Here is a 21,202-nt window from a genome sequence, read left to right on the forward strand (position 1 = left end):
CTAGTTAATTTCTTGGCTTTCTTGAGTCAAAGCAAACTTGGACGGGGGCAAACCAAAATGTAGCTTAAACTTTTGGCTAAAGTAAGATGGATCATTAAAGCCACAGTTAAAGGCGACTTCACTGATTTTCTCACCCGCCAATAACTGTTCACACGCCGTTTCTAAACGAACCTCTGTGACATAGTCTTTTAACGTTCTTGACGAGGCAGATTTAAAACGTCTCTGCAAAGAGCGTTCAGACATATACAGCATTTTAGCGGCTGACGCAGTGCCAAATTCAGGATCATGGTAATGCTCTGCCACTAATTGATAGACTTTTTGCAACCACTCTTTCTCTGGTGTGACTTGATCTTCTGCAATAGTTACAGGATTGAGTTCTTGCTGCGGTTCATCCAGATAACTACTTTCCTTCGCAGATGGCCATGTAATCTCGACTTTGTTTTGAGCATCAGAAGAGAAGACAGCCAAATAACCACCACTCGTTGTCACTAATTGGGCAAGGTGGTCAATACTCAACTCAGAGTGATTTAAGTTAGATGGAAACCCAGTCGCGACTTTATTAGGTAATTGCGTCCCGTAATCAAGAAAGCTCAATGACACAATATCATGCCCCTCTTCTAGCATAATTCTAACCGTTTGACCTCGGAAAGAGCGCTTGATGATATTGGCAAAAATGCTATTGAAAATAACATCAAGATTAAAGCTTTCCAGAGCAACCCGGCTCTGCTTGCTCTCATATTCTAGCTCTACCAAAATACCCGCTTTTGCAAAGTCATCTTGCCATACATCAACCACTGACTGAGTTATCTGACTCAAGTTGTAGTTCTGGCTCCCACCACTTACATCACTTGGAACACTTTTGAGTTCATTTAACTGCCAATTCGTTTTAGCCAAATGATCCTCTGTCGCAGTATCCAGAGGCATAGGTAGTTTCGCCACAATAAAGTCGACGCTTGATTTTATGGATAGAGCTACATGGTCTACGAGTAGGTTTCTAACTTGAATCTGTTTACGTAATTGCTGGTTGCTCGTAAGCAACACTCTACTTTGATGTCTTAACTGATTCGTTTTGAGGGTCACTTGAGCTGCTAGATCACGGTTAGCCTGTACAACGTAGCGCGAGCGCCAGAATACGAGTACTGCAACGACCGCAATACTAACTACGACAAAGCCTAAAATAGCAAATCGCGATAGATACCAAGGATGAAGGACGATAAAGTGAGATTCTAAACCAACGACTCCAGCGGCAACTTGAGACTCATTACTGACCTGCAAGTGATATTCACCGGAACTAAGGTGCTCGAGTGTCAGTTGGCCCCCCTCTAACGTTTGCCATGGGTCATCGTTGTTCAATCGATAGTACAAGTTTTGACTGTCTGGTTTTGGCATCACACCGAATAAAAAACTCAGCGAAGATCCATATGGCAGTGTGAGCCCATTCAGATCGGCACTACCAACTTGCAGAACTTCATTTTCAAGCACAACTTGGCTAACAATAAACTTAGACTCTGGGGGATTAGATACAAGCAGCTTGGATGCTTCTGCTTTTACGAGTCCGTACTTCGACCCCAGAACAAGCTCTCGCTCACCAATTTCTGTCTGCTGTATAACGCTACAAATACCAGGGAGGAACTCATTGTTCATTAAGCCTGATGACGATGAGTAATGTTTCACTAACTCACCCGAAAGGTGGTAATAGCTTAAACCGACAGAGGAAGCTAACCATACACCTTGCCTGTCTCTGATCAAGCAAGCAGGTCTGGCGTTGGGCTCACTCATTTCAACAACACGTTTTTCATCGCTTCGTGTATCAGTTTTAAACACACCATAAGATGAAGCAAACCACTGGCTGCCATCAACCGCCGTGGTCATGTCTAATGATTCACCAAACTTTTCTGAAAAACGGATAAACTGGATGTTGTCATTACTGTATTGGTATACGCCATGATCGGTGCCTATTAATAGGGCATCTTCAGTATCATATAGGCGCGTAACCTTAGCAGGCAAATACTGACTTACTAGCCACTCACTTCCAAAGTTTCGTACGCTTCGTGCAGCAGTATCAACATTGTAAAGATGGTATCCGCTTGATACCCAAAGACGGTCATCACCATCAACGGTCACATGCTCTACGGCATGTCCGGCCATAACCTGTAAATAAGGATATGTAATCTTGTTGAGACCATTTAGCTCAAATATTTCCAGCCCTTTTGAGGTCGCAAGCCAAAGCAGACCGTTTTGAAACGCAAATTCATTGATCTGCGACTCCAACTCTAAGACTTGGTTAATCCCACTCTTTCCTGAACGATAAATCTTTCGGTCATCAGCAAACCAAAGCGCACCATCAGGACCTTCAATAGTTTGCCGAATTCGTCCTGACAGGGTGTGTGAGTCATAACTACTAAAGGTCACTCGTTCAAATTTTTTACTAAATAGCGAGTAATAACGAATACCTTGGTTAGTCGCAATCCACATCCCTCCCATATTGTCGCTCAACAACGAATAAATCTTCGTGTTATCTAACTCTAACTCAAGAAAACTTGCAGGCGCGACTTCGGTGACCTCACCTGAAAAAAATGAGTACAAATAAAGGCCATGCTCTGTCCCCACCCAATACTCTTGATTTGTCTCTGCGAATGTCAAAACATGTGAGCCGCCAATTCTAATCACTTCTTTATCAGGCTGGTAAATGTTGAAAATTAAAGCGCCACGCAATGTACCTATCAAAATTTCTCTTCGCGTGTGTGAATAATAGACTTTCTCAATGTAGTTTTGACCTGAGGCAGCGACATGGTCAAACTTATCACCTTCAGAAAGATAGAAGCCGGAAGTCGTTGCTAGTGCCCACTTCGTTTCAACTAGCACCGCATCATTAATGTAAACGTAGCTATTATTACTATGTTGATAGAGCTGCAATAGAGAGAAAGAGTTTAACTCGCTAGTGTCGATATTGTAGGTATAGAAATGCGCGCCATCACTCACCCAAATATAGTTCTTTGAAGACCCTATTTTTCTTATTTGTGAGCCTGGATTTAAACTAAAGACTAAACGTCGCTCCTGATTTGGATAAGTTCGATAGACCTCATTTTCAATAAAGGTCCAAAAAGCACCTTTATGATAGGCCAACTGCTTGGCCGACGTTTGTAGGAAGCTACCTGATTTAGGCAATATAGTTTGACCATCGTAAAACAGGACTCTCCCGTGTACGTCATGAATCCACAAACCGCCCTTTTCACCCAAGAACAACTTTTTAGCCGCGATAAAAGTACCCTTTGCCTGAGTTGGCAAAGGGTAAAAGATTGCATTTGCATTATGAAGCGCAAATGCTTGGTAGGATAAGACAAAGCCCAACAGAGCAAGGGCTAATTGGCGTAGCAAGACGAAAACCTTTTGTATCAATTTGTGCTCTGAAAGTGACCGTTCATCGTTTGTAAAACATGGATTGATACGGTTATTTTGAGCTGATAATTATTGGTAATGATATCTCAATTACTTTCTGAGAAAAGGCTCGCCTTACCAAAGGTTGTAATTCTTACTACTGGATCACGTTAAAAAGACTACTCCTACATTACGACAGCACTTAATCTGACTTTTTGTTCAAGCATTGCTCAAAACTATTCGCCATATTGTTGAGAAAAGTAAAGTAACTGCCAGGTTTTGCTTCAATTGTACTCCCTAACGGGTCAAGCTCGCCTTTAGCGACATCACTGCCTCTCATTACGCTCTGAACGACAGCCGGGGTAAACTGAGGTTCAGAAAATACACAAGCCACATCTCCACCACTTAGCTTTTGACGAATTTGAATTAAGGTCTTCGCTCCTGGCTTGCGTTCTGGGCTCACAGTAAAATGCCCCATTTGATTTAGTTCATAACGATCTTCGAAATAACCGTAAGCATCATGGAATACAAAGTAACCTTTGTTTTTTACTGGTGCCAGCTTCTGCTTTATCTGTTGGTCAGTGTCTTTTAGCTCGAGTTCAAACTTTTTGAGGTTCGCTTGATATTGAACTGCATTTTCCGGATCAAGTGATACAAGTTGATTCACAACAGCCTTGGCCACTTGTTGTGCTTGGCTTACACCTAGCCAAAAGTGCGGATCATGTGAGCCATGATCGTGCCCATCATGGTCATGGTTGTGCTCACTATCAAATTCACGCAATTCTAGATTTGGAATTTGACTAATAGTCAAAGTATTCGATCTATCCGAAACAACTTTCTCTAGAAACGGTTCAAGATCATGTCCGTACCAGATAACCAAATCAGCCGAAGCGACCTTTTTAACATCCGATGGACGCAAAGCATAGTCATGGGGTGATGTGTTAGACTGCAATAGCACGTCTGGTGAAGTTACTCCTTGAGTAAGCTCTGTTACTAACAACTGAATAGGTTTGATACTCGTCAGTACCGTTACCGCCTGTGCTGGCAGTGTTAACATTGCTGAGGCAGCAAGAATTAATGCTCTTTTCATAGTTTTACTTGGGATATGGCGTGGAAAGTGAGATAATGTTACATTATAACATTATTGATTTGCAAATGAGTTTCATTCATGTCTTCATTAGTCCATCTTGAGCAGCTATGCGTCGAGTTCGATGGCCGCAGAGTTCTCGATAACATTAGTATGGAATTAGAAAAGGGCAAAATAACTACCCTAATTGGTCCCAATGGAGCGGGAAAATCAACGTTAGTCAAAGTTATCTTAGGTCTTCAAAAGCCGACTAGCGGCAAGTTGAACCGACAAAGAAAACTGAAAATTGGTTACGTTCCTCAAAAGTTGAAGCTCAATGACTCCCTTCCATTGAATGTAACCCGCTTTCTAAATTTAGCAGGAAAATACAGTAAGCAGGAGTGCATTGATGCATTAAGGCTTGTTGGCGCTGAACATTTACTTAATAGTAATATGCATCGCTTATCCGGTGGTGAAAACCAACGAGTGTTACTGGCTCGCGCTCTGCTTCAACGTCCTCAGCTATTGGTATTAGACGAACCAGCTCAGGGGGTGGATATCCAAGGTCAAATCGATCTCTATGACTTAATTGAGAGCATTCGTCACCGCTTTGATTGTGGCGTATTTATGGTATCGCATGACTTACATTTAGTGATGGCGAAAACGGACGATGTTATTTGTCTGCATCACCATGTTTGCTGCTCAGGTTCACCTGCCACTATTACTCAGCACCCTTCTTACATCGCACTATTTGGCAATGCAGCGAGAGAGTCTCTCGCGTTTTATCATCACGACCATGAGCATCATCATCACGATTTATCCGGAACGCCAGTAAGCGGTGATGCGATATCATGCTCCCACCATAAACACGGACATCACCATCATGATTGAGTTTCTCCTACCTTCTATTCTTGCTGGTATTGGTATCGCGATCATTGCCGGTCCACTTGGGTCATTTGTCGTTTGGCGTAAAATGGCTTACTTCGGAGATACCCTAGCTCATGCATCGTTAATGGGCCTAGCGCTGGGCTTCTTGCTCAACGTAAATCTCTACCTTGCGCTACTCGTCTGCTGTTTAGCTCTGGCCGTTTTGCTTGTCACTCTGCAAAAGCAACAACTTGTGGCTACAGACACGTTGTTAGGTATCTTGGCACACAGTGCACTCTCTATCGGTTTAGTATCGGTTAGCTTTTTGGAAAACGTGCGCGTCGATTTAATGAGCTACCTATTTGGGGACTTACTTGCCGTCTCTCCACAAGATCTGATGTTTATTTACGCAGGTGTTGTTGCGGTAAGCGCGTGTTTGTACGTCTTCTGGCGCCCACTGCTTTCTAGCACTGTCAGTGAAGAACTTGCCGCTGTTGAGGGCGTGAATACAGACTTAGTTAGATTGGTGTTAATGCTAATGGTGGGTGTAGTAATAGCAGTAGGTATGAAGTTCGTTGGCGCGTTAATCATGACTTCGCTCCTAATTATCCCAGCCGCAACAGCACGTAAAGTCTCTTCATCACCAGAGCAAATGGCATTGTTCGCATCCATTATTGGCTCTGTGGCAGTACTGATGGGGCTTAGCCTATCATGGCACTTCGATACACCGGCCGGCCCTTCCGTAGTGATCAGCGCAACATCCTTATTTATGCTGAGCCAGCTAATTAAAAGCAAAGCATAATCGCATTGAGTATTAAACGCGAAAAACCTTGCTAACAACAAACATAAATCCACGGAAACGGAAAAAGAAAAGCCTGCGAAATCGCAGGCTTTTTAATACTTATTAAGTAGTGTGGTCGATTACCAACCCGTCACTTCACGTAGACCTTGGCCAATCTCTGCTAGAGATTTCACAGTTTTAACGCCAGCCGCTTCTAGTGCAGCAAATTTGTCTTCAGCAGTACCTTTACCACCAGAGATAATCGCACCAGCATGGCCCATACGCTTACCAGGAGGTGCAGTTACACCAGCAATGTAAGAAACCACTGGCTTCGTTACATTTTCTTTAATGTATGCTGCTGCTTCTTCTTCTGCAGTACCACCGATCTCACCGATCATAACGATCGCTTCTGTCTCAGGGTCTTCTTGGAACAGTTTTAGGATATCAATGAAGTTTGAACCCGGGATTGGGTCACCACCGATACCAACACAAGTAGACTGGCCGAAACCTTCGTCAGTGGTTTGTTTGACTGCTTCGTAAGTTAGAGTACCGCTACGAGATACGATACCTACTTTACCTTTCTTGTGAATGTGACCAGGCATGATACCGATCTTACACTCATCAGGAGTGATAACACCCGGACAGTTAGGACCGATCATGCGAACGCCAGTTTCTTCTAGCTTCACTTTTACGTCGATCATATCTGTAGTAGGGATACCTTCAGTAATCGTTACGATTAGCTCGATACCCGCGTCAATCGCTTCTAGGATTGCATCTTTACAGAAAGGTGCTGGTACGTAGATGACTGTCGCTGTTGCGCCAGTCGCTTCTACTGCTTCGCGTACTGTGTTGAATACAGGTAGACCTAGGTGAGTTTGGCCGCCTTTACCTGGAGACACACCACCAACCATTTGCGTACCGTATGCGATAGCTTGCTCTGAGTGGAAAGTACCTTGACCACCAGTGAAACCCTGACAGATTACTTTAGTGTCTTTGTTAATTAATACAGACATTATTTAGCCTCCGCAGCAGCAACAACTTTCTGAGCAGCGTCAGTTAGCGACTCAGCAGCAATGATATCAACATCAGAATTAGCAAGAACTTCGCGACCTAGGTCAGCGTTAGTACCTTCAAGACGAACAACAACAGGTACGCTTACACCTACCTCTTTAACCGCACCGATAATACCTTCTGCGATCATGTCACAACGTACAATACCACCGAAGATGTTAACAAGTACCGCTTTCACATTGTCGTCAGATAGGATGATCTTGAATGCTTCAGCAACACGCTCTTTCGTCGCGCCGCCACCTACATCTAAGAAGTTAGCTGGTTTGCCGCCGTGTAGGTTTACGATATCCATCGTACCCATTGCTAGGCCTGCACCGTTAACCATACAGCCAACGTTACCGTCTAGTGCTACGTAGTTCAGCTCCCACTGAGCTGCGTGTGCTTCACGCTCATCTTCTTGTGAAGGATCGTGCATTTCACGAAGCTTAGGCTGACGATACAGTGCGTTTGAGTCGATGTTGATCTTACCGTCAAGACATAGCAAGTTGCCTTCGCCAGTAATCACAAGTGGGTTGATCTCTAGCAGAGCAAGATCGTACTGAGAGAACATAGTGCCAAGACCCATAAAGATCTTAACGAATTGTTTGATTTGGTCGCCTTCAAGACCAAGTTTGAACGCTAGCTCACGACCTTGGTAAGCTTGTGGACCTACTAGTGGGTCAATTGCTGCTTTGTGGATGAGTTCCGGCGTTTCTTCCGCAACTTTTTCAATTTCCACACCACCTTCGGTAGAAGCCATGAAAACAATCTTACGGCTAGCACGGTCAACTACCGCACCTAGGTATAGTTCGTTCGCAATATTTGAAGCTTCTTCAACAAGGATTTTTGTTACTGGCTGACCGTTAGCGTCAGTTTGGTAAGTCACTAGGTTTTTACCTAACCACTTCTGTGCAAACTCTTTAACGCCTTCTTTTGTATCGTGTAGCTCTACGCCACCCGCTTTACCACGGCCACCAGCGTGAACCTGACATTTAACTACTTTCTTGGCTGTACTAATACGGCCTGCGGCTTCAAAAGCTTCTTGTGGTGTATCACACGCGTAGCCTTCTGGCACAGGCAAACCGAATTCTGCAAACAGCTGTTTGGCTTGGTATTCATGCAAATTCATTTCGATATTCCGTTTGTTTTTCCCTTAAGGGATTTATTATTTCCATAACGCTGCAGTCTTGGCTGCTTGTACGTCTGTAGGGTCTTCTCAAATCAATCCTTCATCATGAGTTCTCATACTGAAGGATTCAAATGAAGGCCAAACGTTGAGCTAGTCTAGCCATTGAAATTTTTAACGTCTAGCTACCTACGATAACTAGACGTTTTAGCGATATTAAACGTCTAATAGGAGACGTGCTGGGTCCTCTAGTAACTCTTTAATCGTTACTAGGAAACCAACTGATTCACGACCGTCAATTAGGCGGTGATCGTAAGATAACGCTAGGTACATCATCGGCAAGATTTCAACTTTGCCATCCACTGCCATCGGACGCTCTTGGATCTTATGCATACCAAGAATCGCTGATTGAGGTGGGTTGATAATTGGTGTAGACATAAGTGAACCAAACACACCACCGTTTGTGATAGTGAAGTTACCGCCCATTAGCTCGTCTACCGTTAGCTTGCCATCACGACCTTTAATAGCCAGCTCTTTGATGCCTTTTTCAACATCAGCGAAACCAAGCTTGTCACAGTCTTTTAGGACAGGTGTAACTAGACCACGTGGCGTTGATACCGCCATGCTAATGTCGAAGTAGTTGTGGTAAACAATGTCATCGCCATCAATCGAAGCATTTACTTCTGGGTAACGCTTAAGCGCTTCTGTTACTGCTTTCACGTAGAAAGACATGAAGCCCAAACGAATACCGTGACGCTCTTCGAACTGATCTTTGTACTGCTTACGAAGGTCCATGATTGGTTTCATGTTCACTTCGTTAAACGTCGTTAGCATTGCCGTGTTGTTCTTCGCTTCTAGCAGACGGTTAGCGACTGTCTTACGAAGGCGAGTCATTGGAACACGCTTCTGACTGCGAGCCGCTGTCGGCACGTCAACCACTGCTGGCGAGTCTTCTTTTGACGCAGATTTAGCGTTCGCAAGATGCGCTTCAATATCTTCACGCGTAATACGACCACCAACACCAGTGCCTTTCACTTGGCTTGCTTCTAAGCCATGTTCAGCCAACAAACGGCGCACTGCTGGGCTTAATGCGTCATTACTTTCTTCGCTAAGCGCAGCTTTGTGACGCTTATCAGGAGATGCTTCAGTACCTTCTGTTTTGTCTGCAGTTGGTTCACCTGCAACTGCGCCTGGCTTCAATTTAGCAATGATTTGTTTAGAAAGTACTGTCGCACCTTCTGCTTCAACAATAGCTTCTAAAACGCCAGCTTCCGGAGCTGGAACTTCTAGCACAACTTTGTCTGTTTCGATGTCAACCAAAACCTCGTCACGCTCTACTGCGTCGCCTGGTTGTTTGTGCCATGTCGCTACGGTTGCATCAGCAACTGATTCAGGTAAATCTGGAACCAGAATTTCAATTGTCATATCTGTTTCTTCCTTTAACTTCTAGTTCTTAATTCGAAGTTTTTGAGTTCACGTTCAGAGCGTCTTCAACCAACGCTTTTTGTTGTTTCAAGTGCACCGACATGTAGCCAACTGCTGGCGAAGCAGAAGCTGGGCGACCTGCGTATTTAAGATTTGAACCTGCAGGAATAGCGGCACGGAAGTTATGTTGGCTACAGTACCAAGCACCTTGGTTCTGAGGTTCTTCCTGACACCACACGAAGTCTTCAACGTTAGTGTATTGAGCAATTGCTGCTTGTACTTCTTCCATTGGGAATGGGTAAAGCTGTTCAATACGCACGATAGCAACATCGTCTTGCTCGTTGTTACGGCGCTGCTCTAGTAGGTCAAAGTAAACCTTACCAGCACAGAACACGACACGTTTCACTTTGCTTGGTTCTAAATCATCTACTTCTGGAATTGCAGATTGGAATGTACCATCCGCCAAGTCTTCAATCGTTGAAGTACATAGAGGGTGGCGCAGCAAAGATTTCGGTGACATAACAATGAGAGGTCGACGCATTGGGCGTACAACCTGACGACGAATCATGTGGTACACCTGAGCCGGTGTTGAAGGAACCACAACCTGCATATTTTGCTCAGCACAAAGCTGAAGGTAACGCTCTAAACGTGCAGATGAGTGCTCAGGACCTTGACCTTCATAACCATGAGGTAGAAGCATAGTAAGACCGCACAAACGCGCCCACTTTTGCTCGCCTGACGAGATAAACTGGTCGATAACAACTTGTGCACCGTTGGCAAAATCACCAAACTGTGCTTCCCAGATAGTTAAACCACCTGGTTCGGCTGTTGCGTAACCGTATTCAAACGCCAACACAGCTTCTTCTGACAATACTGAGTCAAAGACTTGGAATGGCCCTTGGTTGTCATGAATATTCGCTAATGGAATGTAAGTGCTTGCATCGGTTTGGTTATGAAGAACCGAGTGACGGTGGAAGAAAGTACCACGACCCGAGTCCTGACCAGAAAGACGAATACGCTTGCCATCGTCAACCAATGTAGCATACGCCAATGTTTCAGCCATACCCCAGTCAATAGCTTTTTCACCGGTCATCATTGCTAGACGATCGTTGTATAGCTTATTAACACGGCTTTGCAGTTTATGGCTTTCTGGGTACTGACACAGACGATTGCCTAGCTCAATAAGGCGTGTCTTGTCGTATTTTGAATCCCACTCCATATCCCATTCGTGCCCTAAGTAAGGGGACCAGTCTACAGAGTGCAACGCCATTGGACGCCATTCTTTAACAACCACTTCACCGCGATCTAATGCATCGCGATACTCATTGACTAACTGAGTCGCTGTCTCGATATCTGATTCATTTTTATCGATCAGAACATCTGCATACAATTTGCGTGGTGTAGGATGCTTTTTGATTTTCTGGTACATCAAAGGCTGAGTCGCATTTGGCTCATCCGCCTCATTGTGACCGTGGCGACGGTAACATACAAGATCGATCACGACATCACGCTTGAACTCGTTACGGTAATCCAATGCAATGCGAGTAACAAAAGCAACTGCTTCTGGGTCATCTGCATTTACATGGAAAATTGGCGCCTGCACCATCTTCGCGATATCGGTACAGTACATCGTAGAACGCGTGTCACGAGGATTAGACGTCGTAAAGCCTACTTGGTTGTTGATGACGATGCGTACCGTACCACCAACTTGGAACCCACGAGCAAGAGACATATTGAACGTTTCGGCAACCACACCCTGACCAGCGATTGCTGAATCACCATGGATGGTGATAGGAAGCACTTTGCTACCTTGATTATCACCCAAGCGGTCTTGACGTGCTCGAACTGAGCCCATGACTACCGGGTTTACGATTTCTAGGTGCGACGGGTTAAATGCAAGTGCTAAGTGAACATCACCGCCTGGAGTCGCAAAATCAGCAGAGAAACCTTGGTGATATTTCACATCACCCGTACCCCAAGTTTCGTCGTGTTTACCTGCGAACTCATCAAACAGGTCTTGAGGTTTCTTACCAAGTACGTTCACCAGCATGTTCAAACGACCGCGGTGAGCCATACCGATAACCACTTCACGCATTCCACTTGTACCCGCATGACGGATCAACTCTTTCGTCATCGGAATCAGCGCATCACCACCTTCTAAAGAGAAACGTTTTGCACCTGGGAATTTCGCCCCGAGGTAACGCTCCAAACCTTCAGCGGCTGTTAGCTCTTCTAGGAATGTGCGCTTCTCATCTTTGTTGAATGATGGCTGGCCTACGACAGACTCAAGGCGTTGCTGAATCCAACGCTTTTGCTCTGTGTCAGTCATGTGCATGTATTCAGCACCGATGGAACCGCAATAAGTTTTGTTGAGGGCTTCATAGATATCTTTCAACTTCATGGTTTCTTGCCCAACAGCAAAAGAACCTACGTTGAAAGTTTCTTCGAAGTCATCTTCGGTAAGATTATGAAAAGCAGGGTCTAACTCCGCCACTGTTGGGCGTTGCCATAGACCTAGTGGGTCTAATTCTGCAGCTTCATGCCCGCGGAAACGGTATGCGTTGATTAGCTGTAGAACTTTTACTTGTTTTGCATCGACATCTGGGTCACTAACTTGGACATTGTAATGCTTTGTTTCTCTAGCGAGTCGTCGGAAGTAGTCACGGACACGTGAATGTGGTTGTTCTGCCACTTCTTCTGATGGCTTAGGCAAGCCTTCAAAAACACGTTTCCACTCCTCACTTACCAGATCGGGATCACTTAGATACAGTTCGTAGAGGTCCTCTACATACGTTGCATTGGCGCCAGCCAAGTGTGAAGACTCGAGCCATGCCTTCATCACGCCGTTGTGCATATTTTCCCTTAACCAGTAGTTTTCACGTTTGCTTCGGTCTTTGCCGAGCTATAAGAGCCGACTAAAAATACGGTCGGCAATTTTTGTATTCTTTACTCGAATATTACTGAAGCAGTGAAGCGGTCATATCGGGTGATCCGCAACACTGCGACATTCCTAAGAGCGAGTAAATTAAACCGAACGATTAACCAACATCGACTTAATGTGACCGATGGCTTTCGTCGGATTTAATCCCTTAGGACAAACACTTACACAATTCATGATGCCATGGCAACGAAAAACGCTAAATGCATCATCAAGATCAGACAAACGTTCATCTGTTGCCGTATCGCGGCTATCAATTAGCCAACGGTACGCTGCAAGAAGACCAGCTGGGCCGATGAATTTATCAGGGTTCCACCAGAATGATGGGCAAGACGTTGTACAACATGCACACATGATACATTCGTACAATCCATCTAAATGCGCACGGTCATCAGGCGATTGTAGATTCTCACGTGATGGTGGTAATGCACCATCATCAATCAAGAATGGTTTAACTTTCGCATAGTTATCATAGAACTGCGTCATGTCAACGATAAGATCGCGCACGACAGGTAACCCTGGTAGTGGACGAATAACTATCTTATCGCCTTGTAGAGCAGATAACGGTGTGATACACGCTAGGCCGTTTTTACCATTCATATTCAAACCATCAGAACCACATACCCCTTCACGGCATGAGCGACGGAACGCGATGCTTGGATCTTGCTCTTTTAGCAGAATCAATGCATCAAGCACCATCATGTCTGAGCCTTCGTCTACCTCAAGGGTATACTCTTTCATGTAAGGCTTAGTATCCACATCCGGATTGTAACGGTATAAAGAGAAGTTTAATTTCATAGTCGTATCCTCCCTTTAGTATGTACGTACTTTCGGCGGGAAAGCTTCACGATGCGTTGGCGTCATGTTCACATCACGCTTAGTCATCGCTTCTGTTTCCGGATTGTAGATAGAGTGGCATAGCCAGTTCTCATCATCACGCTCAGGGAAATCGAAACGAGCATGTGCGCCACGACTCTCTGTACGGTAGTTCGCTGCAACGGCAGTTGAAAACGCGGTTTCCATCAGGTTATCAAGTTCTAGACACTCGATACGCTGCGTGTTGAACTCTGAAGACTTGTCCGCTAGATGCGCGTCTTTCAAACGTTCGCGAATCACTTTCAACTCTTCTAGACCGGTTGCCATCGCATCGCCTTCACGGAATACCGAGAAGCTGTTTTGCATGCATGCTTGTAGGTCTTTACGAATCTGAACTGGATCTTCACCACCAGTGCTGTTTTCCCAACGCATAGTACGCGCTAGAGACGCTTCAATATCAGATTCTGTTGCAGGACGAGCTTCCGCTTGCGCTGCTAGCGTTTCGCCAAGGTGCAAGCCAGTAGCACGACCAAAGACGACCAAGTCTAGTAATGAGTTGCCGCCCAGACGGTTAGCACCGTGTACCGATACAGAAGCAATCTCACCACATGCGTAAAGGCCTTGTACTTCCATCTCGCTACCGTCGGCCTTCTGCTTAATTGCTTGGCCAGAGACTTGAGTAGGTACACCACCCATCATGTAGTGACAAGTTGGAATTACTGGAATTGGCTCTTTCACTGGGTCAACGTGTGCAAATGTACGAGACAGTTCACAGATACCTGGTAGACGTGATTCAAGTACTTCTTTACCAAGGTGATCAAGTTTCAACTTGATATGTGGCCCCCAAGGACCATCACAGCCGCGGCCTTCACGAATTTCAATCATCATTGAACGAGCAACCACGTCACGACCAGCAAGGTCTTTCGCGTTTGGTGCGTAGCGCTCCATGAAGCGTTCACCATCTTTATTTAGAAGGTAACCACCTTCACCACGACAACCTTCCGTCACTAGAACACCCGCGCCAGCAATACCTGTTGGGTGGAACTGCCACATTTCCATGTCTTGCATTGGAACGCCTGCGCGAAGTGCCATACCAACGCCATCACCCGTGTTGATGTGCGCGTTAGTGGTCGATGCGTAAATACGACCTGCACCACCTGTAGCTAGAATGGTTGCTTTTGATTTGAAGTAACAGATTTCACCCGTTTCCATACAAATCGCAGTACAACCCATGATTGCGCCGTCTTGGTTTTTCACAAGATCCAAAGCGTACCACTCCGAGAAGATGGTTGTTTTGTGTTTTACGTTTTGCTGGTAAAGCGTGTGAAGAAGTGCGTGACCAGTACGGTCTGCAGCAGCGGCTGTACGAGCAGCCTGCTCACCACCAAACTCTTTAGATTGACCACCGAATGGACGTTGGTAGATGGTACCGTTATCGAAACGAGAGAATGGAAGACCCATTTTTTCAAGCTCGATAACTGACTCAGGACCATTTTTACACATGTATTCAATCGCGTTCTGGTCACCGATGTAGTCGGAACCTTTAACGGTATCGTACATGTGCCATTGCCAATCGTCTTTGTGCGAGTTACCCAGAGCAACGGTAATGCCGCCCTGTGCAGACACAGTATGAGAACGTGTTGGAAATACTTTTGACAACAAAGCACATGATAGGCCTTGCTCTGAAATTTGTAGTGCAGCGCGCATACCTGCACCACCAGCGCCGATTACTACGGCATCAAACTCACGAACTGGAATAGACACTTACGCACCCCACAGAATAAATAGACCAGAGAAGACATAGCCGAATAGCACGGCAATAACACCAAGTTGTAGTGCGCCACGTAGTTTCGCGCACTTAATGTAATCAGTTAATACTTGCCACAAACCAACCCAAGCGTGAATCAGGATCGAGACAAGTGCCAACATGGTGAATACTTTAGTGAAGGTACCACCAAAGAATTGGGTCCAAGATGCGTAAGAGATATCTGAAAATGCACAGAAGCTAATCAGATAAATCGTGTATAGCGTCATAATGATTGCAGTTGCACGAATTAGTAGGAAATCGTGTACACCATTACGACCAAATGAAGATACGTGTTTTACCATACCAAGATCCCCGCCAATAATGATAATACTGCTGTTGCACCAAACGCGACTTTAGCGCTCATCGTGCCTGAATCTAGTTCTTCAAAGTGACCTAGATCCATCAATAAGTGACGGATACCACCTGCGATGTGGTAGGCAAGTGCAGTAAGAATTCCCCACAGGATGAATTTTACGAAGAAGCTATCGACGATGTCAGCGGCTTCCATAAAACCCATTGGGGATGACAGAGAAATGGATAGTAACCACAGTAATATACCCACCGCAACAAACGTAATTACCCCAGACACACGGTGTAGGATGGATGCGATTGCTGTGATAGGAAAGTGGATGGTCTGTAAATCTAAATTAACAGGTCTTGACTTTCTTTCTTTCACGGGCTTGCTCACTCAGCTCCATTGAGCATTTATTGTTATAACCAATTTCAGCTTCCAAACGTACAAAAGTTAACATCTATTTAACAAATATCGCGAGTAACCACCCAGATAATTGTAAACAATTTGTTAACAGACGGAATCCAGCAACAAACCTCACTCTTTGTTTCTAGCCCCGAATTTATAAGGATTTAACTAAAATTTTCTTTGCCAATATACGGCGAGCAACATTCTAATACAATTGGTGTAACAAATTATGCTACATAGAACAGATTTTTAACGATTTTCATGAGAAAAATCATAACAAGTGCACACAAAGATGGAGAAAAATTGACTTTAAGCTTTAACAACAGTACAAAAATGGCACATAAACATCCTGGACGGATTAAATAATAAACAAAGGAGATTGTTATGGCGGATAAGAAAGCGACCCTTCATGTTGAAGGTCAAGCGCCAATCGAACTGCCAATTATGGACGGTACGCTAGGTACACCTGTAATTGACGTTCGTAAGCTGGGAGCCAATGGTTACTTTACTTTTGACCCAGGTTTTCTTGCCACTGCATCTTGTGAATCATCAATCACGTACATCGATGGCGGCAAAGGTATTCTTTTGCACCGCGGTTTCCCGATTGATCAATTAGCCAATAACGCAGATTACTTAGAAGTATGTTACATCCTTCTTTATGGTGAAGCCCCTACCCGAGAACAATACGAGCAATTCAAAACGACCGTTACTCGTCACACAATGGTACACGAGCAAATCGCAAGCTTTTTCCATGGCTTCCGACGCGATGCTCATCCAATGGCGGTAATGTGTGGTGTAGTTGGAGCACTTGCAGCCTTCTATCACGACTCTCTTGACATTAACAACGACGAACACCGCGAAATTGCAGCGTACCGTCTGCTGTCAAAAATGCCAACACTGGCGGCGATGTGTTACAAATACTCTATCGGTCAGCCATTTATTTACCCTCGTAACGACCTTAGCTACGCTGAGAACTTCTTGCATATGATGTTCGCAAACCCTTGCGAAGAATATGAAGTAAATCCTGTGGTTGCCCGTGCGATGGATAAGATTTTCACTCTACACGCGGATCACGAACAGAATGCGTCGACATCAACTGTACGCCTAGCTGGCTCTTCTGGTGCGAACCCATTTGCATGTATTGCCGCTGGTATTGCATCCCTTTGGGGGCCTGCTCACGGTGGTGCAAACGAAGCCTGCTTGAGAATGCTAGAAGAGATTGGCAGCGTCGATAACATCCCTGAATATGTAGACCGCGCGAAAGACAAAGATGACCCATTCCGCTTAATGGGCTTTGGTCACCGCGTTTACAAGAACTACGACCCACGTGCGACAGTAATGCGCGAAACGTGTCATGAAGTTCTCAAAGAGCTAAACATTCAAGACCCTCTGCTAGACGTTGCAATGGAACTTGAGCGCATTGCACTTTCTGATGAGTACTTCGTGTCTAAGAAGCTGTACCCGAACGTAGACTTCTACTCAGGTATCATTCTTAAAGCGATTGGTATTCCAGTTTCTATGTTTACGGTTATCTTCGCGATTTCTCGTACCATCGGCTGGATTGCTCACTGGAACGAAATGCACAGCGATCCACTGAACCGCATCGGTCGTCCTCGTCAGCTATACACTGGCGAAACACAACGTGAGTTTTCTCCACTTCACGAACGTGAATGATCTTTTAGTACGAAGATAGACAAACAAAAGGGTTGAGATTTTCGTCTCAACCCTTTTTTCTTTTTTGCGTTTAACGTTATTAATGGAGAACGCTAAACCGGATTATCAATATCGATAAACTCCACATGTAGGCCATATTCATCCGCTAGCCATTTGCCTAAGGCCTGAACACCATAACGCTCAGTAGCATGATGACCTGCAGCAAAGTAATGAATGTCCATTTCACGAGCAGTATAAGTGGTGCGCTCTGAAATTTCTCCAGAGATAAATGCATCCAGCCCGTGCTGTACAGCAAGTTCAATGAAATCCTGCCCTCCACCAGTACACCAGCCGACTGTCTCAATCATCTTATCAGTATTCTCTGGAGCGATATGCAGAGGCTCTCTTTCAAGAACTTGGTTGATCTTACTCGCAAATTCAACACCAGACATCGGCTTTTTCAAGCGCCCAAACATAGCAACTGACTGAGGGTGCCCTTCAAGCCCACCTTCTACTTCGATTTCAAGTAAGCGAGCTAATTCAGCGTTGTTGCCTAGCTCTGGATGAATATCTAGAGGAAGGTGATAACCATATAAGTTGATATCATTTTTGATCAGGCTACGAATTCGTTTACCTTTCATGCCACGAATTGGCTCAGGCTCACCTTTCCAAAAATAGCCATGATGAACAAGCAATGCGTCTGCATTAAGCTCAATCGCTTTATCGATTAAGGCTTGAGAGGCGGTTACGCCAGTGATAACACGCTTTACCGCTGATTTCCCTTCTACCTGTAACCCATTTGGTGCGTAATCTTTAATTAACTGCGGTGACAGTTTGTCATTAAGAATCTGTTCTAGCTTTAAGTTATTCATTATTACTTCCAATTTCTAGCGCATGTAAACCTAAATAACCTCTCGATGGAATCAGACGAAAGAGTGCAACCTAGTTGATACAGCAACGTTTTTGACATCTGGCACCTTGATATCATTTAGGTCTTTAAAGTGTATCTCGAACCCTAATATCGATGCTAGCCACCCTACCCTCAAAAGCAAATTTAGTTACAATAACAAAGCTTGTCGCCTCACCATAGATTTAGGGATACGGATGAACCAACTGCAACGCTTTTACCAATGGATCGCCACTTCACCTCCGCTTTTCAAGTTACGCCCTCCGTTTGCAACCTTAGAAGATGTCTCGGTCAAACCTTTGAATAGCTCAGAACAATACAATGGTAATCCGAGACTGGGTTTTTTATATCAGCACCTATGCACTGCGGCTCTTTCTAATTCAGGACGATATCAGATTATTGCCGAAGAAATTCAGTTAAACGACGCGGAAGGTAAGACCATTGGTGCTGTCGATTTGGTATTGAGGAATACAGAATCAAATCAGATAGAACATTGGGAAGTGGCGATTAAGTTTTATCTTCTTTACAACGGCATTTGGTATGGCCCGAATGCTCACGACCAGTTACATGCAAAATTGGATAGAATGCTCACGCATCAGCTGAAAATGAGCGATCGCCCGGAATTTCAAAAAATAATTCCTTTAAACGACTCTCCAGAAGAGCGCCTAATGATGCAAGGACGACTCTATATTAATCCGTTTACTCCAGAGCCAACTCCTAAGGAGTGCTTGGGTTATGAATTAAATCCAAGTCAGATTAGTGGTTACTGGTGCTATCAACGTCAATGGGATTTAATTGGTAAACCCCTTTATCATTTACATAAACCATGCTGGGCGACCGGTACAGATGATTTCTCTCAACCTATTGAAAAGCCTTTAGATCGATTCATACACGCACAAACGGAAGACGGTCAATTCTGGTTTGTGGTACCAGATTCATGGCCCGGAGATAAAGCGGTTCGGGGCACTTAAACATGAAAGGGTTGATGTTTTCACATCAACCCTTTGCTAGATACATTGACCATTGGATGTTTTACAAACCAGCGGCTGCAAACACTTGATTAACGATCTCTTGTGCTTCAGCTTCGATTTGTTTCAGATGTTCTTCACCTTTGAAGCTTTCACAGTAAATCTTGTAGATATCTTCTGTACCTGATGGACGAGCAGCGAACCAACCGTTAGCTGTCGTTACTTTAAGGCCACCAATCGCAGCACCATTGCCTGGTGCATGCGTTAGACGAGCAGTGATCGCATCACCTGCTAGAGTTTCAGCCGCAACCATTTCTGGTGACAACTTCTTCAATACGTCTTTTTGTGGGCCATTTGCTACAGCTTGAATACGGTTGTACTTCGACTCACCGTGCTTCGCCGCTAGCTCTTCATAGTAATCTTGAGGGTTCTTACCCGTTACCGCAGTGATCTCTGCTGCTAGAAGGCATAGCAAGATGCCATCTTTGTCTGTTGACCAAGGCGTGCCATCTTTACGAAGGAAAGACGCACCAGCACTTTCTTCGCCGCCGAAACCAAACTTACCAGTGTACAGACCGTCTACAAACCATTTGAAACCAACAGGCACTTCACATAGCTCACGACCTAGATCCGCAACAACACGGTCAATCAGCGCACTTGAAACTAGTGTTTTACCAACAGCGACGTCTTTACCCCACGCGTCACGATGACGGTACAAGTAGTCAATACAAACGGCTAAGAAGTGGTTCGGGTTCATCAAACCTTTTGGCGTAACGATACCGTGACGGTCGTAGTCAGGATCGTTACCAAATGCTAAATCGTATTCGTCTTTCAGTGCCAATAGACCCGCCATTGCGTAAGGAGAAGAACAGTCCATACGCACAACGCCGTCTTTATCTAGCGACATGAATTGGAAAGAAGGATCGATCGATTCACTTACTAGCGTTAGGTCTAGGTTGTATGCCTGACCAATTTGACGCCAGTAATCGATACCGCTGCCACCCAATGGATCTACACCAATCTTCAGGTTCGCTTTTTGGATTGCTTCCATATCGATAACGTTCACCAGGTCATCAATGTATGGCTTCACCAAGTCCATCTCTACAAACAGATCCGATGCTTTTGCTTCTGCTAGTGGTAGGCGTTTCACACCTTGTAAACCTTCAGCAATCAATTCGTTCGCACGATCTTCGATAGCTTGAGTCAACTCAGCTTCTGCAGGACCACCATGTGTCGGATTGTATTTGATACCGCCGTCTTGTGGTGGGTTATGTGATGGGGTAATAACGATACCGTCTGCTTTTTCATCGTGTTTGATGTTGTAAGTCAGAATCGCGTGTGAAATACCCGGTGTTGGCGTGTAACCGTTGTCTTGCTGGACAATCACTTTCACACCATTTGCAATCAATACTTCAATCACACTTGAAAAAGCAGGCTCAGATAGCGCATGCGTGTCTTTACCCACAAACAACGGGCCAGTTGTGCCTTGCTCAGCACGAACTTCTGCTACCGCTTGAGCGATCGCTAAAATGTGGTTTTCGTTAAAAGTGTGCTTGTCTGCAGTACCGCGGTGGCCAGAAGTACCAAATTGAACTTTGTGTTCTGCGTTTGCCGCGTCTGGTTGAAGTAAGAAGTAGTTAGCAACGAGTGCTGGGATATTGTGAAGATCTTCCTGCTGCGCTTTTTGCCCAGCACGAGGGTGCATAGCCATGTTTGACAT

General features: G+C 44.9%; 16 protein-coding genes. 4 read left to right on the forward strand and 12 right to left on the reverse strand.

Features of this window, described 5'->3' with window-relative positions:
* A complete protein-coding gene (locus R7035_RS13765) occupies window positions 1-3,378 on the reverse strand; it encodes a helix-turn-helix domain-containing protein (RefSeq protein ID WP_318146165.1) in 3,378 nt (1,125 codons plus the stop codon).
* Between the two features lie 202 nt (window positions 3,379-3,580).
* Window positions 3,581-4,468, reverse strand: coding sequence for a zinc ABC transporter substrate-binding protein ZnuA (znuA, locus tag R7035_RS13770; RefSeq protein WP_262651958.1), 888 nt, complete (start codon window positions 4,466-4,468; stop codon window positions 3,581-3,583).
* A gap of 78 nt (window positions 4,469-4,546) precedes the next feature.
* On the opposite strand from znuA, the gene znuC reads away from it, so the two are divergent.
* On the forward strand, window positions 4,547-5,335 hold the full coding sequence (gene znuC / locus R7035_RS13775) for a zinc ABC transporter ATP-binding protein ZnuC (RefSeq protein WP_017634809.1): 789 nt from the start codon (window positions 4,547-4,549) through the stop codon (window positions 5,333-5,335).
* The gene (znuB, locus tag R7035_RS13780) at window positions 5,328-6,113 is read left to right on the forward strand and encodes a zinc ABC transporter permease subunit ZnuB (RefSeq protein ID WP_005382183.1); all 786 of its coding nucleotides are present in this window, start codon (window positions 5,328-5,330) and stop codon (window positions 6,111-6,113) included. Before znuC ends, znuB begins: the two co-directional genes overlap by 8 nt.
* 119 nt (window positions 6,114-6,232) lie before the next feature.
* Here the strand turns inward: znuB and sucD are convergent, their stop codons facing one another.
* The 8 genes from sucD to sdhC all read right to left on the reverse strand — a co-directional run bounded on the left by sucD (window position 6,233) and on the right by sdhC (window position 15,942).
* The gene (gene sucD / locus R7035_RS13785; protein WP_005382181.1) at window positions 6,233-7,105 is read right to left on the reverse strand and encodes a succinate--CoA ligase subunit alpha; all 873 of its coding nucleotides are present in this window, start codon (window positions 7,103-7,105) and stop codon (window positions 6,233-6,235) included.
* Window positions 7,105-8,271: an ADP-forming succinate--CoA ligase subunit beta gene (gene sucC, locus R7035_RS13790; protein WP_005382179.1), complete on the reverse strand. Its 1,167-nt coding sequence runs from the start codon at window positions 8,269-8,271 to the stop codon at window positions 7,105-7,107. The genes sucD and sucC overlap by 1 nt, the downstream gene beginning before the upstream one ends.
* 213 nt (window positions 8,272-8,484) lie before the next feature.
* The gene (gene odhB, locus R7035_RS13795; protein WP_186584422.1) at window positions 8,485-9,693 is read right to left on the reverse strand and encodes a 2-oxoglutarate dehydrogenase complex dihydrolipoyllysine-residue succinyltransferase; all 1,209 of its coding nucleotides are present in this window, start codon (window positions 9,691-9,693) and stop codon (window positions 8,485-8,487) included.
* A 28-nt stretch (window positions 9,694-9,721) separates the two neighbouring features.
* On the reverse strand, window positions 9,722-12,547 hold the full coding sequence (sucA, locus tag R7035_RS13800) for a 2-oxoglutarate dehydrogenase E1 component (protein WP_262651959.1): 2,826 nt from the start codon (window positions 12,545-12,547) through the stop codon (window positions 9,722-9,724).
* Window positions 12,548-12,718: 171 nt separating this feature from the next.
* Window positions 12,719-13,429, reverse strand: coding sequence for a succinate dehydrogenase iron-sulfur subunit (locus tag R7035_RS13805; RefSeq protein WP_005382174.1), 711 nt, complete (start codon window positions 13,427-13,429; stop codon window positions 12,719-12,721).
* Window positions 13,430-13,444: 15 nt separating this feature from the next.
* On the reverse strand, window positions 13,445-15,211 hold the full coding sequence (sdhA, locus tag R7035_RS13810) for a succinate dehydrogenase flavoprotein subunit (protein WP_005382172.1): 1,767 nt from the start codon (window positions 15,209-15,211) through the stop codon (window positions 13,445-13,447).
* On the reverse strand, window positions 15,212-15,556 hold the full coding sequence (sdhD, locus tag R7035_RS13815; protein WP_005382169.1) for a succinate dehydrogenase, hydrophobic membrane anchor protein: 345 nt from the start codon (window positions 15,554-15,556) through the stop codon (window positions 15,212-15,214).
* A complete protein-coding gene (gene sdhC / locus R7035_RS13820) occupies window positions 15,550-15,942 on the reverse strand; it encodes a succinate dehydrogenase cytochrome b556 subunit (protein ID WP_017634811.1) in 393 nt (130 codons plus the stop codon). Before sdhC ends, sdhD begins: the two co-directional genes overlap by 7 nt.
* 396 nt (window positions 15,943-16,338) lie before the next feature.
* On the opposite strand from sdhC, the gene R7035_RS13825 reads away from it, so the two are divergent.
* Complete coding sequence (locus R7035_RS13825) at window positions 16,339-17,628, forward strand: citrate synthase (protein WP_005382163.1); 1,290 nt, start codon at window positions 16,339-16,341, stop codon at window positions 17,626-17,628.
* 92 nt (window positions 17,629-17,720) lie between these two features.
* Here R7035_RS13825 and R7035_RS13830 read toward each other — a convergent pair whose 3' ends face one another.
* Entirely contained in the window at window positions 17,721-18,479 is a 759-nt protein-coding gene (locus R7035_RS13830) for a Nif3-like dinuclear metal center hexameric protein (RefSeq protein ID WP_005382162.1), read from the reverse strand.
* A 232-nt stretch (window positions 18,480-18,711) separates the two neighbouring features.
* On the opposite strand from R7035_RS13830, the gene R7035_RS13835 reads away from it, so the two are divergent.
* Window positions 18,712-19,485, forward strand: a complete 774-nt coding sequence (locus R7035_RS13835; protein ID WP_186584424.1) for a DUF1853 family protein — start codon at window positions 18,712-18,714, stop codon at window positions 19,483-19,485.
* 61 nt (window positions 19,486-19,546) lie between these two features.
* Here R7035_RS13835 and pgm read toward each other — a convergent pair whose 3' ends face one another.
* Complete coding sequence (gene pgm / locus R7035_RS13840) at window positions 19,547-21,193, reverse strand: phosphoglucomutase (alpha-D-glucose-1,6-bisphosphate-dependent) (protein ID WP_025766986.1); 1,647 nt, start codon at window positions 21,191-21,193, stop codon at window positions 19,547-19,549.
* Between the last annotated feature and the right edge of the window lie 9 nt (window positions 21,194-21,202).

Origin of the sequence: Vibrio sp. 1731 (genome assembly GCF_033339955.1) — a bacterium.
GTDB classification, from domain to species: Bacteria; Pseudomonadota; Gammaproteobacteria; order Enterobacterales; family Vibrionaceae; genus Vibrio; species Vibrio alginolyticus.